The sequence below is a fragment of the Streptomyces colonosanans genome, from assembly GCF_001866645.1.
GTDB classification, from domain to species: Bacteria; Actinomycetota; Actinomycetes; order Streptomycetales; family Streptomycetaceae; genus Streptomyces; species Streptomyces colonosanans.
The window spans coordinates 24,289-41,669 of the sequence record NZ_MLYP01000043.1; the positions used below are offsets into that span (position 1 = coordinate 24,289).

Annotated in this window: 14 protein-coding genes and 1 pseudogene; 14 read left to right on the forward strand and 1 reads right to left on the reverse strand. The window is 70.3% G+C overall.

Features of this window, described 5'->3' with window-relative positions; translation table 11 throughout:
* Positions 1–174 precede the first annotated feature (174 nt).
* From leuS to BIV24_RS17080, 10 genes and pseudogenes are all read left to right on the forward strand, one after another.
* Positions 175–3,096, forward strand: a complete 2,922-nt coding sequence (gene leuS, locus BIV24_RS17035; protein WP_071367177.1) for a leucine--tRNA ligase — start codon at positions 175–177, stop codon at positions 3,094–3,096.
* A 169-nt stretch (positions 3,097–3,265) separates the two neighbouring features.
* A complete protein-coding gene (locus tag BIV24_RS17040) occupies positions 3,266–4,003 on the forward strand; it encodes a hypothetical protein (protein ID WP_071367178.1) in 738 nt (245 codons plus the stop codon).
* Between the two features lie 72 nt (positions 4,004–4,075).
* On the forward strand, positions 4,076–4,921 hold the full coding sequence (locus tag BIV24_RS17045; RefSeq protein ID WP_071367179.1) for a DegV family protein: 846 nt from the start codon (positions 4,076–4,078) through the stop codon (positions 4,919–4,921).
* Positions 4,922–5,057: 136 nt separating this feature from the next.
* Entirely contained in the window at positions 5,058–6,176 is a 1,119-nt protein-coding gene (locus BIV24_RS17050) for a ComEA family DNA-binding protein (protein WP_107459524.1), read from the forward strand.
* Positions 6,173–8,821, forward strand: a complete 2,649-nt coding sequence (locus BIV24_RS17055) for a ComEC/Rec2 family competence protein (protein WP_079168325.1) — start codon at positions 6,173–6,175, stop codon at positions 8,819–8,821. Before BIV24_RS17050 ends, BIV24_RS17055 begins: the two co-directional genes overlap by 4 nt.
* A gap of 31 nt (positions 8,822–8,852) precedes the next feature.
* Positions 8,853–9,094, forward strand: a pseudogene (locus BIV24_RS32015) (arylamine N-acetyltransferase); the annotation flags it as partial.
* Positions 9,095–9,281: 187 nt separating this feature from the next.
* Positions 9,282–10,163, forward strand: coding sequence for a YceI family protein (locus BIV24_RS17065; RefSeq protein ID WP_071367181.1), 882 nt, complete (start codon positions 9,282–9,284; stop codon positions 10,161–10,163).
* A gap of 41 nt (positions 10,164–10,204) precedes the next feature.
* Positions 10,205–10,450, forward strand: a complete 246-nt coding sequence (locus BIV24_RS17070) for a hypothetical protein (RefSeq protein ID WP_071367182.1) — start codon at positions 10,205–10,207, stop codon at positions 10,448–10,450.
* A gap of 82 nt (positions 10,451–10,532) precedes the next feature.
* The gene (holA, locus tag BIV24_RS17075; RefSeq protein ID WP_107459542.1) at positions 10,533–11,522 is read left to right on the forward strand and encodes a DNA polymerase III subunit delta; all 990 of its coding nucleotides are present in this window, start codon (positions 10,533–10,535) and stop codon (positions 11,520–11,522) included.
* Positions 11,523–11,725: 203 nt separating this feature from the next.
* Positions 11,726–13,615: a recombinase family protein gene (locus tag BIV24_RS17080; RefSeq protein WP_079168326.1), complete on the forward strand. Its 1,890-nt coding sequence runs from the start codon at positions 11,726–11,728 to the stop codon at positions 13,613–13,615.
* Positions 13,616–13,676: 61 nt separating this feature from the next.
* Here BIV24_RS17080 and BIV24_RS33900 read toward each other — a convergent pair whose 3' ends face one another.
* Positions 13,677–13,871, reverse strand: a complete 195-nt coding sequence (locus tag BIV24_RS33900) for a hypothetical protein (RefSeq protein WP_143064617.1) — start codon at positions 13,869–13,871, stop codon at positions 13,677–13,679.
* 158 nt (positions 13,872–14,029) lie between these two features.
* Between BIV24_RS33900 and BIV24_RS34455 the strand changes: the two genes are divergently transcribed.
* The 4 genes from BIV24_RS34455 to BIV24_RS17100 all read left to right on the forward strand — a co-directional run bounded on the left by BIV24_RS34455 (position 14,030) and on the right by BIV24_RS17100 (position 17,369).
* Positions 14,030–14,500, forward strand: a complete 471-nt coding sequence (locus BIV24_RS34455; RefSeq protein ID WP_071367185.1) for a hypothetical protein — start codon at positions 14,030–14,032, stop codon at positions 14,498–14,500.
* The gene (locus BIV24_RS17090; protein WP_071367186.1) at positions 14,497–14,709 is read left to right on the forward strand and encodes a hypothetical protein; all 213 of its coding nucleotides are present in this window, start codon (positions 14,497–14,499) and stop codon (positions 14,707–14,709) included. The genes BIV24_RS34455 and BIV24_RS17090 overlap by 4 nt, the downstream gene beginning before the upstream one ends.
* A gap of 605 nt (positions 14,710–15,314) precedes the next feature.
* Complete coding sequence (locus BIV24_RS17095; protein WP_143064618.1) at positions 15,315–15,908, forward strand: hypothetical protein; 594 nt, start codon at positions 15,315–15,317, stop codon at positions 15,906–15,908.
* A 594-nt stretch (positions 15,909–16,502) separates the two neighbouring features.
* Entirely contained in the window at positions 16,503–17,369 is an 867-nt protein-coding gene (locus tag BIV24_RS17100; protein ID WP_143064619.1) for a hypothetical protein, read from the forward strand.
* The last annotated feature ends 12 nt before the right edge of the window (positions 17,370–17,381 follow it).

Below are 17,381 nucleotides of genomic sequence, written 5' to 3' on the forward strand. Positions count from 1 at the left end.
CCTGACGCCATGCGTGCCGTACGCCTTCTGCTTAGCGAGCCGCGCTGATCAGTCCCGACCACGGGCGAATCCGATGGTCGGAATCAGCGCGGCGTCCCCTCCTGTGCGAGGGGATTTTTCGTTTCTTGAATGTCACAGTCGCTGGCAGAGACGATCGATGGAGCTTTGAGGATCATGAGCGAGACGAACCCCGCTGCCGCCGCTGCCGTGTCGGCGGAGGCAGCGCCGCACCGCTACACGGCAGCCATGGCCGCCGAGATCGAGGCGCGCTGGCAGGACTTCTGGGACGCCGAGGGCACCTACGAGGCACCGAACCCATGGGGGTCCCCCCGCTCGAGCGAAGCCGAGAGTGGGGGAGGGGACCTGGCTGGTGACCCCGAGGTGGTCGCCCGGCCCAAGAAGTTCATCATGGACATGTTCCCGTACCCCTCGGGTGCGGGCCTGCACGTCGGTCACCCCCTGGGCTACATCGCCACCGATGTGTTCGCCCGGTTCCAGCGCATGACCGGCCACAACGTCCTGCACACCCTGGGCTTCGACGCCTTCGGCCTGCCCGCCGAGCAGTACGCCGTGCAGACCGGCACGCACCCGCGTGTGTCCACCGAGGCCAACATCGAGAACATGAAGTCCCAGCTGCGCCGGCTGGGCCTGGGCCATGACAAGCGCCGGTCGTTCGCCACGATCGAACCGGACTACTACAAGTGGACCCAGTGGATCTTCCTGCAGATCTTCAATTCCTGGTACGACGACGAGGCGAAGAAGGCCCGGCCGATCTCCGAGCTGATCGCGCAGTTCGAGAGCGGCGAGCGCGCCGTACCGGGTGACCACGGGCGCGCGTGGAACGAGCTGAGCGCCACCGAGCGCGCCGACGTCCTGAGCGAGTACCGCCTGGCGTACGCCTCCGACGCGCCCGTCAACTGGTGCCCCGGCCTGGGCACCGTCCTGGCGAACGAGGAGGTCACCGCCGAGGGCCGCTCCGAGCGCGGCAACTACCCGGTCTTCAAGGCCAAGCTGCGCCAGTGGAACATGCGCATCACCGCGTACGCCGACCGGCTGCTGGATGACCTGGAGGAGCTGGACTGGCCCGAGGCCATCAAGCTGCAGCAGCGCAACTGGATCGGCCGCTCCGAGGGCGCCCGGGTCGACTTCCCGATCGACGGCGAGGCCATCACGATCTTCACCACGCGCCAGGACACCCTGTTCGGCGCGACCTACATGGTGCTGGCGCCCGAGCACCCGCTGGTCGAGAAGTTCACCCCAGAGACCTGGCCCGAGGGCACGCACGATGTCTGGACCGGTGGCCACGCAACGCCCGCCGAGGCCGTCGCCGCCTACCGTGCCCAGGCTGCCTCGAAGTCCGATGTCGAACGGCAGGCCGAGGCCAAGGACAAGACCGGCGTCTTCACGGGCGCGTACGCCGTCAACCCGGTCAACGGCGAGAAGATCCCGGTCTTCATCGCCGACTACGTCCTGATGGGCTACGGCACCGGCGCGATCATGGCCGTACCGGCGCACGACAGCCGCGACTTCGCCTTCGCGCGCGCCTTCGAGCTGCCGGTCCGCTGCGTCGTCGAGCCGAGTGACGGCCGCGGCACCGACGCGTCGACGTGGGACGACGCCTTCGCCTCGTACGACGCGAAGATCGTGAACTCCACCGGCGAGGCCGTTTCGCTGGACGGCCTGAACGTCGGCGACGCCAAGGCGCGCATCACCGAGTGGCTGGAGCGCAAGGGCATCGGTCAGGGCACCGTCAACTTCCGCCTGCGGGACTGGCTGTTCAGCCGTCAGCGCTACTGGGGCGAGCCCTTCCCGATCGTCTACGACGAGGACGGCATCGCCCATGCGCTGCCCGAGTCGATGCTGCCCCTGGAACTGCCGGAGGTCGAGGACTACTCCCCGCGCACCTTCGACCCGGACGACGCGGACACCCAGCCCGAGACGCCACTGTCGCGCAACGAGGAGTGGGTCAACGTCACCCTGGACCTGGGCGACGGACCGAAGAAGTACCGCCGCGAGACCAACACCATGCCCAACTGGGCGGGTTCGTGCTGGTACGAGCTGCGCTACCTGGACCCGCACAACGACCTCAAGCTGGTCGACCCGGAGATCGAGCGCTACTGGATGGGCCCGCGCGAGGGCATGCCGCACGGTGGCGTCGACCTGTACGTCGGCGGCGCCGAGCACGCCGTGCTGCACCTGCTGTACGCGCGGTTCTGGTCCAAGGTCCTGTACGACCTGGGGTACGTGTCCTCGCCGGAGCCGTTCCACAAGCTGTTCAACCAGGGCATGATCCAGGCCTTCGTCTACCGCGACAGCCGGGGCATCGCGGTGCCGGCCGCCGAGGTGGAGGAGCGCGACGGCGCCTACTACTACCAGGGCGAGAAGGTCAGCCGCCTGCTGGGCAAGATGGGCAAGTCGCTGAAGAACGCGGTCACTCCGGACGAGATCTGCGCCGAGTACGGGGCGGACACGCTGCGTCTGTACGAGATGGCGATGGGCCCGCTGGACGTGTCGCGTCCGTGGGACACGCGCGCGGTGGTGGGCCAGTTCCGGCTGCTGCAGCGGCTGTGGCGCAATGTCGTCGACGAGAGGACCGGCGAGGTCACCGTCGTCGACGCCGAGCCGGACGAGGAGACGCTGCGTGCCCTGCACAAGGCGATCGACGGTGTGCGCCAGGACCTGGAGGGTCTGCGGTTCAACACCGCCATCGCCAAGATCACCGAGCTGAACAACCACCTGACGAAGGCACAGGGAGCGGTACCGCGCCCGGTCGCCGAGTCCCTGGTGCTGCTGGCCGCGCCGCTGGCCCCGCACGTCGCCGAGGAACTGTGGCGCAAGCTGGGCCACACCGACTCGGTCGTCCATCGGGACTTCCCGGTCGCCGACCCGGCGTATGTCGTGGACGAGACCGTGACCTGCGTGGTCCAGGTCAAGGGCAAGGTCAAGGCGCGCCTGGAGGTTTCGCCCTCGATCTCGCAGGAAGAGCTGGAGAAGGTGGCGCTGGCTGACGAGAAAGTGGTCGCGGCGCTGGACGGTGCCGGGATCCGCAAGGTGATCGTGCGCGCGCCGAAGCTGGTGAACATCGTCACCGCGTAGCCGTCGTCCCATCTGGGCGTAAACGCCCAGGTGACCGGTGCGATGTCAACGTGTCGGGGTAGTCCCCTACGGGCAGGTTCGGGGTTCATACGGAACCCAGGGCCTGCCCGTTGCGTTTACGGTGGGGGAGCGGTGCAGCAGCCGCGCGGCCGGCCTGAGGAGGAGCGTCGTGGAAGCCGTTTTGACTGTCGTGGCGCTCCTGTTCGTGCTGTGCGTCGTGCTCGGCGCCTATGCCACGGTGAAGGCGATCGGCGCGGCCAAACGCGGCGTGGACCGCACCATCGCGCAGGCCCGCCGCACGGTAGAGGACACCACGCTGCGGGCCAAGACCTTTGCCCAGCCCGGTCCGGTGGGCGAGGTCGCCCAGCTCCGTCTGAAGCTGCGTACCACCATGCGCGCCACACAGGACGCGCTGCACGCGGGCGTCACCGAGGACGAGTCGCTGAAGGAATCGCTGGACCTCTTCAAACGCCTGAGCGCGCACGGATTCGAACTGGACGCCGAACTCAAGCGACTGGAGGCCGAGCCGGACCGCAGCACGATGGCCTCCCGGCTGCCCGGACTGCGCGAGCGCACCGAGCGGATCACGCAGTCGGCGGACTCGCTGCGCTGGGCGGCCCACGACCGGGCGCGCCGGTTCGCGGAGGACGACCTGGACGCGCTGAGTGCGCAGATCGACGTGGAGGCGGGCGCGCTGCGCCACTGGGTCACGGATGCGCCGACGGTGTCCGCCCCCTCCTGGCCCGAGGCGCCGACCCCGGAGACCGCTGCCGCCGGCGACCGGACATGGCCCGAGACACCCGAGACCCGCGCGCCGCAGGGGTCGACGCGGCCCGCCATCACCCCGCCGGGACAGCGGGTCGTGCACCCCTGGCAGAAGAAGGCACGTCCCGAGAACACCCCGTGATCCCGACGCGGTGCGCCCCGGCCGGTGGGGCCGGGCTGCCGCCCGTGCGTTCCGGCAGGTAACCTCCAGCACATGTCCCGCCATGTCGCGATCGTCACCGATTCAACGGCCTACCTGCCGCCGCGGACGATGGAGCGCCACGGCATCACCGCGGTGCCGCTGACCGTCGTCCTGGGCGACCAGGCGCTCGAGGAGGGAACCGAGGTCTCGGCCCGTTCCCTGGCTCAGGCCCTGCAGAAGCGACGGCCCGTCACCACCTCGCGGCCCAGCCCCGAACTGTTCGCCGAGACCTACCGCAAGGTCGCCGAGACGGGCGCGACCGGCATCGTCTCGCTGCACCTGTCCGCCGAGTTCTCGGGCACGTACGACGCCGCGGTGCTCGCAGGGCGCGAGGCTCCCGTGCCGGTACGCGTGGTCGACACGGGGATGGTCGCGATGGCCCTCGGCTTCTGCGCGCTGGCCGCCGCGGAGGCCGCGGAGGCGGGCGGCACCGTGGACGAGGCGGTCACGGCGGCGGAGAAGCGGGCCGCGGGCACCTCCACGTACTTCTACGTCGACACCCTCGACTATCTGCGGCGCGGCGGCCGGATCGGGGCCGCGCAGGCGCTGCTGGGCTCGGCGCTCGCCGTGAAGCCGCTGCTGCAGCTGGACGGCGGCCGCATCGAGTTGCTGGAGAAGGTGCGCACGGCGTCCAAGGCGATCGGTCGCCTGGAGGAGATCGTGGCCGAACGCGCGGGCAGCGCGAACGTCGACATCGCGGTCCACCATCTCGCCGCCCCCGAGCGGGCTTCGGCTCTCGCGGATCGTCTGCGGGCACGGGTGCCGGGACTGGTCGAGCTGCATGTGAGCGAGGTCGGAGCGGTGATCGGGGCGCATACGGGGCCCGGCCTGCTGGGGGCCGTGGTGTCGCCGCGGTGACGGGTGACGCCCGCCCGCGCGGTCGCAGCCGCGGCTGTTACCCATGTGAGTGACGAGATTATCCACAACTGGGAAGTAATCCCCGGAATTTGACCAAGATCATCGCGAAGCCGGCGATGTGCCCCATCCTCGGCGCATGGCACTTCGATCACCTTCACGCGCCTCGACTCCTACGAGCGGTCCCGGCCGCGGGCCTTGCTCCGACGGGCGCACACGCCACCGTCTGCGGCACGCGCGGGGCCGGGCCCGACAGCCCCACCAGCCCCCGGCCGCCGACATCCTGCGCCTGCGCGCGGAGGCACTCTTCCCGGACGGGGTGAAGGAGTGGCGGGAGTCGGGGAACGGGCCGCCGTCTGCGGCCCGGGACGTCGACCAGCCGCGGATGCGTACGACAGCGGGCGGCGGGACCGGCCGACTGCCGGGAGGGGACGGCGTCGAGCCGGTCCGGCTGCCCCGGCCGGGAGGGGCCGCCCCGGCGCCCGCGGCCCGCGCCGACGGCCCTGTACACGAGGTGCCGGGTGACACATGGGGGGAGCGAAGGTTCGGGCTTGCTGTGCGCGAGCGGCTGCCGCTGTGGCTGCAGACGCGATGCGGGCTTGAACGCAAGAGCGTGGTGGCGTTGAGCGTGCTGCTCCTGATCGCCGCGGTCTTCGCCGCACAGCATTTCCGGGCCGGGCGGACGCAGCAGGTACAGGCACCCGAGGAGGTGCGGGCGGCGGCGCCGCACGGGGTGCGGGAAGCCAAGCGGTGGGCTGAACCGAGTGGTTCGGCAGCGCCACAGCCGGGGGGCGGGAGCGGGACAGGGGCGGGTGGTGCGGTCGTCGTGGACGTCAGCGGCAAGGTGCGCAAGCCCGGGCTCGTCCGGCTCCCGGCCGGATCCAGGGTCGCGGACGCCCTGCTGGCCGCGGGCGGAGCGCGTCCGGGCACCGACACCGACGGCCTCAATCGCGCGCGCTTCCTGGTGGACGGCGAACAGATCGTGGTCGGCGGCCCCGCCCCCGCGCCGGGCACCGCCCCCGCGGGCGCGGCCATCGGTGGATCCACGAGCGGTGCGGCCCCCGCCACCCCGGTTTCGCTCAGCACGGCGACCGCGGATCAGCTCAACGCGCTGCCGGGCGTGGGTCCCGTTCTCGCCCAGCGCATCGTCGACTACCGCACCCAGCACGGCGGATTCCGTTCGGTCGACGAACTCCGCCAGGTCAACGGCATCGGTGAGCGCCGCTTCGCCGACCTGCGGAACCTCGTACGACCATGAAGGGGCCGGAGGAGGGCGGCGCGGGCGGGCCGCAGCCGCCGCCCCGGGGCACACGGGCCGGCCCCTCATGGGCAGCGGGCTCCGACCGCACGGCCGCGCACGGCATCCTCGATCCGCCCGCCGCGCGCGCCGCCGTCCCCGGCAGGCTGGGCGATCCGCACCCCCGGCAGGACAGCCCGACGGACCTGCGACTGGTGCCACCCGCGCTCGCGGCCTGGGTGACGGCGGCAGCGGCGGTGGACGCCCCGCCCGCGTGGGTCACCGGTGTGGTCGTCATCTGCCTCGCTGCGGCAGGCGGGTTGCTGGTGGTGCGGCGGCAGGGGACGAGCGGTGACACCGAGGCCGGTCGCCGGCCCCGGGGCTCCTGGCCGAAGGTGTCCGTCGCCGCCTTGCTGCTCAGTGTCGCGGCGGCCGGGGCTTCCGCCGGGCTTCACGGCGCGGACCTGCGGAGGGGTCCCGTCCCTGCGCTCGCGCGTCAGCACGCCGAGGTGAGCGCGGAGATCGAGGTCACCTCCGATCCACGGTTCACCCGGCCCAGGGTCAGGGGCGACCACGCGACGCCGACCGCCGTACTGCTCGACGGAAGGATCCGGCGTCTGATGAAGCCGGACGGGACCGTGACGGCGACCCGGGCACCGGTCCTGGTGATCGTCGATATGAACCGCCGGACGGTGACGAGCGGTTCGGCGGGTGCCGCGAAGGAGGCCTGGGCCACTTCCTGGCCGACGCTGCTGCCCTCCACGCGGGTGCGGGTGACCGCGCGGCTGGTACCCCCGCTGACCGGGGGCGACCGCATCGCCGCCGTGGCGCGGGTGCGAGGCGGGGAACCGCCCGACGTGGTGGGCGGGCCCACCGGGGCGCAACGCTGGGCGGGGCGGCTGCGCGCCGGGCTGCGGGAGGCGACGGAAGGGCTCGATCCGGATCCGCGGGCGCTCTTGCCCGGGCTGGTCGTCGGGGACACCGCACGGGTCACGCCCGAACTGGACGACGCCTTCAAGGCGACCGACCTCGCCCATCTGCTGGCCGTCAGCGGAGGCAACTTCACAATCCTGCTGGCCCTGTTCATCGGACCGGCAGGCCTGGCGCAGCGCGTCGAGCGCCGGGGGCTCGCACCCCGGCTCGGCATCCCGCTGCGCGGGACGGCGCTGCTCGGCGGTGCGCTCATGCTCGGGTTCGTGGTCGTGTGCCGACCGGATCCGAGCGTGCTGCGGGCCGCTGCCTGCGGCGCGGTCGCTCTGCTCGCCCTCGTGACCGGGCGCCGCAGATCCCTGCTTCCCGCGCTGGCCACGGCCGTCCTGCTGCTGGTGCTCTACGACCCCTGGCTCGCCCGGAGCTACGGCTTCCTGCTCTCCGTGCTGGCGACCGGCGCCCTGCTCACCATCGCCCCGCGCTGGAGTGCGTCGCTGCGACGGCGCCGTGTGCCGCCGCGCCTGGCCGAGGCACTGGCCGCGGCGGCTGCCGCGCAGGCGCTGTGCGCGCCGGTCATCGCGGTGTTGTCGGCGCGGGTGAGCCTGGTCGCGGTGCCGTGCAACCTGCTGGCGGAGTTCGCGGTGGCGCCGGCGACGGTGCTGGGCTTCGCCGCACTCGCGGCCGCACCGGTGGCCATGCCCGTTGCCAAGGCGCTGGCATGGGGCGCGAGTTGGCCGGTGGGGTGGATCGCCGGTATTGCGCGTACGGGGGCGTCGCTGCCGGGCGGGGGAGTGGACTGGCCGGGCAGTTGGCAGGGGGCGTTGTTGCTCGCGGCCGTGACGGTGCTCGTCGTGTCCATCGGCCGGCGCCTTCTGCGGTACCCCTGGCTGGCCGGCGTCTGTGCCCTGGTGCTGCTGCTCGTGGTGGTGCAGCCGCCGCCCCTGCCGCGGGTGATCACCGGATGGCCACCGCCCGGCTGGAGGTTCGCCATGTGCGATGTGGGCCAGGGGGACGCGACCGTGCTCGCGGCGGGCGACGGCACGGCAGTGGTCGTGGACGCGGGTCCCGATCCGGCGCTGGTCGACCGATGTCTGACCCGGCTCGGCATCACCCGTATCCCGCTGCTGGTGCTGACCCACTTCCACGCCGACCATGTGGCGGGACTGCCGGGCGTGCTGCGTGGGCGTTCGGTGGGCGCGATCGAGACGACCGGGTTCGAGGAGCCACCGGACCAGGCCGCGTCCGTACGGGCGCAGGCGGCCGCCCGGCACGTTCCGGTGACGCGCGGTGTGGCCGGGGAGCATCGCCGCACGGGGGCCCTCGACTGGCAGGTGCTGTGGCCGCCGCCGGCACCCGCCCTGTCCCCGGACGGTCCGAACGACGCGAGCATCGCACTGCTCGTACGCTCTGCGGGACTCACCCTGTTGCTGCTCGGCGATCTCGAACCGTCCGCCCAGCAGGGGCTGTTGAGGTCACCGGCCGGTGCCGGGCTGGGGCCCGTGGACGTCCTCAAGGTCGCCCATCACGGGTCGGCCTACCAGGACCCGCAGCTCATACGGAGGGTGGCGCCGCGGCTCGCGCTGGTGTCGTGCGGCCGGGACAACCCGTACGGCCATCCGGCGCCGAGCACCCTTGCGGCGCTGCGGGACGAGGGTGCGCTCGTGCTGCGTACGGACCGGGACGGGGCGATCGCCGTCGTCGGGGAGGGCAACGGGCTGGGCGTGGCGAGGGACTGAGGTGGCGGACTCCGCACAGGTTGACGCCTGCCTGAGCAGGATCGGGGCCGAACACCCGGCCCGGCCCACCACCGATGCGCTGCGCGAACTGCAGCTGCGTCACCTCCGACGGTCCCGTTCGAGAACCTGTCGATCCGCCTCGGCGAGGAGATCGTGCTGGAGGAGGAGTGGCTGCTCGACGAGATCGAGGGAGCGCGTCGGGGCGGCTTCTGCTGCGAACCCGCCGGGGCGTTCGGGGCGTTGCCGCGGGCGCTCGGCCCCGACATGGAGCTGGACAGGGTGCCGCGGGTGCGAAAAGCCGAGCGGAAAAGTCCAATTGGGGGTACTCCGGTTACTCATGCGTAGTCCCAGTACATGCGCCGGTTTCCCGCGATGTAGCCCCGTGTTGCCTCGAATGCCTTATTGATGATCGAATGCATCTTCGGTAACAGTGGTGTCACGTCGTGCAGGGGTGTCGCAGATGATCGGCCGTTGGCGGGGAAACCGTACGAACCGGGTGCAGCGGACCGGGCCGCTCGCGGCGATACGCACGCCGCCCCGCGCCGGAGTGCTCAGCTGCCGGGTACTTGATCCGGTCAACGAGCCGGTGGCGCACGCCGAGTTCGCGGTCAGCGACGCCCTGGGCCGCAAGGTGGTGACGGGCGAGACGGACCCGTTCGGGTCGTTCCTGGCGACCGTGCCGGCGGGGGAGTACCGGGTGGCGGCGTCGGCCGAGGGGTACACGCCCTACCTGGCGAGCGCCGTCGTCGCGGAGAACTCCCTGGCCTCGCTGGGCGATGTCACGCTTCAGGTCGCCCGGCCGCCGGAGCTGCCGAGGGCGGGCGAGTGGGAGATCGACCCGACGCATTCCTCGATCGCGTTCACCGCGCGGCACATCGGACTGGCCCGGATCCACGGGCGGTTCAACACCTTCGCGGGGGCGGCCCGGGTCGCCGACCCGATGGAGAGGTCCGCGATGCACGTGGTGATCGACGCGGCCTCCATCGACACCAACGTCGCGCTGCGCGACCAGCATCTGCGGTCCGCGGACTTCCTGGACGTGACGCGCTTTCCGACCCTGGAGTTCTACAGCGACCGGTTCGTGCACAAGGGCGGTGCGCGATGGGCGGTTACCGGGGCGCTGACCCTGCACGGGGTGACGCGGACGGTGACGCTGGACACGGAGTACCTCGGCCTCGGTAACGGAGTGGAGGGCGAGGTCCGGGCCGCCTGCCGGGCCACCACGGAGCTGCACCGCGACGATTTCACGGTGAGCTGGCAGGCGATGCTCGCCCGGGGGATCGCGGCCGTCGGGCCGAGCATCGTGATCGACCTGGATGTGCAGCTCGTGCCCAAGGGCTGACCTGCGCGTTCGCCGTCGATGGCGTGCCGGAGAATGGCTCCGTGAGCGATGTGAGACACGTGCTGGTGCTGCCCGACCGCGATGCCGCGGAAGAGGCGGCGGAGGCACTCGGGGAGCGGTTCGGCCTGGACGAGGAGCCGCGGATCGTGCGGGACGCCCTGGCCGGTGAGGACGATGCCGAGGACGCGCAGTGGCTCGTGGTGCTGCGGGACGAGGAAGGGCTGCTCGACCCGGAGTGGCTGGACGAGTTCGCAGGGGAGTGGGACGGCTGGCGGGAGGAGCCGTGACCTGTGGGGCGGCGACGGGGTCCGGCGGTGAGCGGCCGGAGCCGGGACCGTGTTGTCAGTGGCGCGTGGGATGCTTTCCGTGATGGCCAAGAAGACCGCGAATGACGACCTGCTCGCCCCCGTCACCCTGGCCGTGGGCCAGGAGGACCTCCTGCTCGACCGTGCCGTGCAGGAGGTGGTGGCCGCAGCCCGGGCCGCCGACGCCGACACGGACGTACGGGACCTGACCTCGGACCAGTTGCAGCCCGGCACGCTGGCCGAGCTGACGAGTCCGTCGCTCTTCGCCGAGCGCAAGGTCGTGGTCGTACGCAACGCACAGGATCTGTCGGCCGACACGATCAAGGAACTGAAAGGGTACTTCGGCTCGCCCGCCGAGGAGATCACCCTTGTGCTGCTGCACGCCGGCGGCGCCAAGGGCAAGGGGCTGCTCGACGCCGCGCGCAAGGCGGGGGCGCGGGAGGTGGCCTGCCCCAAGATGACGAAACCGGCGGACCGGCTGGCGTTCGTTCGGGGAGAGTTCCGGACGCAGGGGCGGTCGGCGACGCCCGAGGCGTGCCAGGCGCTCGTCGACGCGATCGGGAGCGATCTGCGGGAGCTGGCGTCCGCGGTGTCCCAGCTCGTCTCGGACATCGAGGGCACCATCGACGAGGCGGTGGTCGGGCGGTACTACACCGGACGGGCCGAGGCGTCGAGCTTCACGGTCGCGGACCGGGCGGTCGAGGGGCGGGCCGCCGAGGCGCTGGAGGCGCTCAGATGGTCGCTGGCCACAGGGGTGGCGCCGGTGATGATCACGAGTGCGCTCGCGCAGGGGGTGCGGGCGATCGGGAAGCTGTCGTCGGCGCGTGGCGGGCGTCCCGCGGACCTCGCCCGCGAGCTGGGGATGCCGCCGTGGAAGATCGACCGGGTGCGACAGCAGATGCGGGGATGGACGCCGGAGGGTGTGGCGGTCGCGCTGCGGGCCGTGGCCGAGGCCGACGCCGGCGTGAAGGGCGGCGGGGACGATCCGGAGTACGCCCTGGAGAAGGCCGTTGTCACGATCGCGCGGGCGGCGCGGTCCAGGGGGCGGGCGTAGTCACAGGGGCGCGTCTGCGCCCAGTGGGCCTGCCGCCCCGCGCCCCCACGGGGTCGGGCCCCGGATTCGGCGCACCCGCGCCCCGTGCACGCCGAAGGCCCCGCCGCCCGTCCTGGGGAAGGAGGGGCGGCGGGGCCTTCGATTCAAGCTCGTGGGCTCGTACCCGCGTGGCGAACGCAGGCCGTGGTAACTATCGTCCCAACATGGCAAACCCATTCAAGCTCCACCCGGGGCAAGAGGTAGTCGACGAGCCGCCACCCGGACGCCTCCGCGTCGTGGGCTCCGTGCGACTGAGCAAGTACACCGACGCGTCGACGTCGCCCGAAGTGCAGACCGAATTCATCTATGAGGGCGCCCGTGCTATCGGAGGCGAAGTAGTCGGGTGGGCAAACGACACGGACATCTCTGCACTGAAAACGACGCCGTGGGAACGCGAGCAACTCCGCTACTGGCTCGACAATCCAGCGGAGTGGGACGCGATGATCTTCCAAAGAATGGACCGTGCGGTCCGCAGCATGGGCGACATGGCGGACTTAGGGCGCTACGCAAAGAAGCACGGAAAGCGACTGATCTTCGCCAGTGGACCCGGAGGCGGCCGGCTGGAGCTGGACTTCTCGTCGCCCATGTCAGAGCTGATCATGTTGATTCTGGCGTTCGCCGCCCAGCTCGAAGGCCAGACGATCATGGAGCGCAACAAAGGCGCCGCCGCGCATCTCCAGTCCCTCGGACGGTGGGCCGGAGGAATCATCCCGTACGGCACCATCCCCGTCCGGAAGACCTTCAGCGACGGAAACGAAGGGTGGTGGCTCGGGCGCGACGTCGACACGACGTGGCAGCACGTCATGGAGATGGTGGCCTTGGCGATCGAGGGGAAGGGCTACGCAGCCATCCGTGACCACCTGACTGAGATCAAGGCCATCACGCCGAAGAACCACCGTGCCCGCCTCGCTACGCCGCCTCGCGACCGCGACCCTGAAAGCAAGTGGAACGACACCACGATCCGCGACATTCTCCGCTCTCAGTTCCTCCGCGGCTACCAGGTTCGCGAGGACGGAACCGTCGTCCGTGACGCGCAGGGGAGCCCGGTGAAGGCCGGCGAAGCCCTAGTGGACGACGACACGTGGTACAAGCTGCAAACGGCGCTCGCGGATCTGTCGCGCCCGGATGCTGGTAGGCCGAAGCGTAAGGACGGTCACCCGCTCTTGGGGGTTCTCCAGTGCGAGCACTGCGACGTGAACGCGTACCACCATTGGGTGATCAGTCGGAAAAAGCTCCGCCCCTATGGGCGGGCCATCGTCGACGCCGTGAAGCGCTCCGGGTTGCCCTACGTCCACGACGACGCCGCAGAGAGGCTTACCGTCACAGTCCCCGGGCGTACGGCGGCCGTCGTCAACGCCACGCGGAAGGTGGCCCGTGCGGAGGCGGAGGTGGCCGTGGCATCCGGCGACGACGTCACGTTCCACTCCGGGAAGTTGCGCGTCGACGAACTGACGGCGCTCTGGGAGGCGCTCGGGCTCGGGGATGGCCTGGACGGTGTCACGGGCGCCCGCAAGCGCCATCTCTTCGCCTGCAAGGGTGCCCACCACCCCGACGGGGTCCCGAAGCCGAGCATCGACTTCGAGGAGACCCTGAAGTGGGTCGACACAGAGTTCGTGGAGCGTCTCGGCCGCCTCCGGCGTACGGAGGTCGTCACCACGGCGGGTGTGGACAACCGCCCTGCCATTGCGGAACTGAGTGCCGACATCAAGTCCCTGATGGCCCAACTGCCGAAGCTCCGCGGGGTTGCTGCGGACGTTGGGGCAAACCAGTTGAACGGACTTTCCGACAAGCTGGCGGAGTTGGAGAAGACGCCGTACATCCCTCCCCAACGTCGCACCGTTGAGCTTGACCGGACGTGGGGACATGACTGGGCAGAGACCGACTGGGGGCCCGTCCGCCTTCAGATGCTCATGGACGCGGGCGTGAAGATCTACATGCGCAACATGGACCGCGTGAGGCAGCCGGTAGGGGAGCGGCTCCGGATGGAGATCGGCACGCACGTTGCCCCGGAGGACGACGCGCTTGCCGACGTGGCCTATCAGGAGAGCCTCTAAGGTCGCGGCTGGATAGAACTGTTGAGAGCCCCGGAGGTCAGCTTCCGGGGCTCTCTCGCGTCTACGGTGCCTTGCTCCACGGGCCGGCTGGAGGGCGTTCCGGGAGCTTGGCGCCTGGCCGTCGGCAGTAGTACGCGACGAAGCGTCGGAGGACGTCTGAGCGGTCCGTGTCGTCGGGCACGGCGTCCCCGAACGCCTGCCACAGCTCCGCGTCGATTCGGAAGCGGCTAACGGGCGTCTTCGGTTGGTTGGGCATGGCAGAACGGTAGCAGAGGTGTAGCCACACCGAAGGGGTTGCGGAGGTGTGGCCACACCTCCTAAGGTGTAGCCACACCCCGACGCAAGCAAGACGAAGGGCCCGCGAGATCTTGGCGGATGCACGGGCCCTTCGTTTCCATCGCTGGAGGCTCCAGAATGACACACACCGACTTCACGACCCTCACGCCCGCGCAGCCCAACGACGAGCGTTCCGGCGACACGTCCGGCGTCGTCCTCGTCGTCGGCGACGCCTCGTCCCCCGTCGCTCGCGAGGATCTCACCGCCTTCGCCAGTGACGTCGCCGACCGTCTCCAGCTCCCCGCGAAAGTGGCTGTCGGCCGCGACTACGACGTCAAGAACTTCGCCGGAGTGGTGCTCGCGGACACATGGCTCGACAGCGTCTCCTCTGTCGTCCTCGGAATCGAGGCGCAGGAAGCCGACATGTGCGTCATCGACGCCGACATGCTGTACGCGTACAGCATCGACACGCGGTGTGGGCATTGTGGGGAGTACGACGACGCGGCGCCGGTCCTCGTCGGCAACACGTGGACGACATCCGTGTGCGCTCCCTGTGCCGCTGAGGCTGCCCGTGTCGCCGCTACACGCACCGTGGCGGTGGCGGCATGAGCAACGAAGCTGCGGACCTGCGGGCGCTGCTGGAGGCCGTTTTCGAGGCGCTCGACGTCGACGGCGACTGTCGCATCGTGGACCGTGCCCTTTGGGCGCGCATCACGGTACGCGGAGCGCTCGACGAGGAGCCGGAGTACGTCGGCTGGAACGCGAGGTACCTGCGCCGGAAGATCGCGGAGGAGGCGGAGCGCCAAGGGAAGAAGTGACCGAGCGTGACGAGCGGCGGGCCAACGGGGCAACCTGGCGGCCCGCCTCGTCGCGTCCGGCGCCTCGTCCCCGTGGCAGATTCGACCCTCCGGCGCCTCGTCGAGGTGGCCTGATCCCGTTATCCGTGGCGTGAATCCTTTATGTCCGATTCCAGGTTTGATCGAGTGTCAAATTGGACCCTCCCCATGACCTGGGGTTTTGGCCAGAAGGGTCAAGCTGACCCCCTATCCCAATCTCTCTCTAGACGCGTTAGAAGGAGAAGGAAAGTTGCAGTTAGTCTGACACTTCGACCACAGCCTCTTCGGCGACGTCGGCGCACCCCTGACGGAGGGCGTGGGAGGCGACGTAGACGGACGACGCCACGAGAGGCCCTCAGGCGGCCGTCTGGCGCCTTTAAAGGTCGCCCCGGTCTCTGAGTCCACCGAACACGCGAAAGGGTCGCAGCGGCCCGTCTGTGGCTTCGAGACGCTCTGCCCCGCCCGTCGCTACGCAGCGTGATGGTTACCGGCCTGCGACGTCGGACCAAACATCTGCCTCCGATTCCCCCATAACCCCTGTGTAAGCCGACGCATCCGCGCGGCTTGCCGGCGAATGGGGAACAAGGATGACTGACGAATTCAGCGGACCTGCGCGACGTCCCACGAGGCGGGGGTGCGAAGCTCTGGAAGAAGAGCACTTCGTACGGGAGTTGGAGGAGAGCGGGGCGTACGTCTCGCCCGGCCGCATGCCGTGGAAAGGGCTCTCCGGCCGTGACCCGCTCGAAGACCTGACCGATGAGGAGCGCGGGGAGCGGGCGTGGGAAGACTGGAGTGACGCCATGTACGACGACGATGACCCCGACCGCCCGCAGCGTCGTCGGCCGACGGGACGGGAAATCGACGTCGTACCCCCCGTCGTCCATGAGGTAGCCGTGACCGTCGATCCCGAGATAGCTGCGGCGTTCGCCGCGCGACAGGCCGAGGCGACGGAGGGGCGGACGTGGGACGTCGACGGAGGACGGGTGACCGTCGTCGGCGACGTCAAGACGTGGTCCGGCCCGTGCATCGAGTGCGGACAGGCGTTCACGCAGCGCCGGTTCACCTCGCAGCGCCGGAAGTGGCGACGGCTTTGCGGCGAAGCGTGCTCCGCGGAGCGACGCCGGGCGGCCAACCGGGAACGGATGCGTGCAGCACGAGCGGCTGAGGGCGACGCCGCCTGACGCTGTGCGCACGTACAGGTAGTTATGGAGGGGGGCGTAATTCACGCGACGAGGCGCCCCCCTCCTCGCCGCATCCGGGAGTCTCCGGCCGCCATAATGCCTGCCGTTGAAGACCCTCGCGACGCGTGACGTCGCTCTCTCCTCCGACGTCACGCCGTAGGGCTCCCGCCTGTGTCCCGCAGGGAGCGCGTCGAGCACTGGCCTCCCCTCTGTGGGCCGTGTCGCTCCGCGCCGCCACTCCACGGGCGGGAGCCCCATCCTTTTGCCATTGATTCGAACGATATGACCGAAGAACGGACGGAGAACCATGCGCGCGCTCGACGTGCCCAGCCGTGGATCACGGCCGTGCCTCACATGTGGCGAAGTCTTTCCGCACACATTGGACTTCTTCCCAGCCGATCCGATGGGGCGAGGCGGTACACGTCCTCACTGCACCGGGTGCTGGAACCGGAAGCGCCGTGAGGAGTACGCCCGGAACCCCGAACCAACACGCCAACGTATGCGCGAGCGCTACGCCGCGCGTGCGGCTCACTTCAAGGCCCTTGCCCACTCCGGGCAGGGGCCTTCTTCATGCCCAGACACGGAGGAATGATCATGCGAGACACCGATAACCCCGAACTCACCGCAGCTTGGGCGACGGTCCCTGAAGTAGCGACGGCACAGGAGCGCCACGAGGCGGCCGTCAAGCTGCGCCGTGACTTCCCCCGTGGGCAGACGCCTGCGGAGGCTCTGGCGGCCGTCCAGGACGACGCCATAGCGACGTTCACGGCCGCGGGTAAGTGGCCCACGGACTACGCCAAGAGGGCCGCCAAGGCACACGCTGACGCCGTCGCATGGGAGGCGGAGGCGCTCGCTCTGCGTCGCCTGGAAGACCTCACGAAGGCCACAGCCGAAGACCTGCGCGACGCCCTGTCGGCCGACGTACTGACGCACCTTGGTGGTCGGCTGACGGAGACCCTGGAGGCCGCAAAGGACGCCGGGGAGATCCTGGGCGACGTCACGAGCGCCGAACAGGCCATCGAGGCGGGTGTGGATGTCCTGGATGCCTGGAGGCGCCTTACGGGGCTTCTGGGGGACTTCCGCAACGTTCGCGAGGCGCAGTGGAGCGTGCTCCGTTCCGTCGCGGGAGAAGACGAGCGGGCGCGTATGCGGCTGTGGATCCGCGACGGCCACGGCGAGATTCAGGGTGTGCGCCTGGACCACGTTCCGCCGCACATCGTGGACGTGATGCGGTCTCAGACGTACTCCATCGAATACCTCGTGTGGCTCGCCCGGAGCGGCGCCGGGTACGTCCCGACGTCCTTCGAAGACCTGGAGGCGGCCGTCGTGGACTCGACGGGCTCCGTCGTCTACGACGACGCCGGACCGCTCGTCGACTACTCCCCGCGGGAGACGACGATCCCTGAGCCGCCCGCCCCGAAGCCGACGGGTGCCGAACGTACGCCCGTCCTTTCCTACTGAACCCGGAGCAGC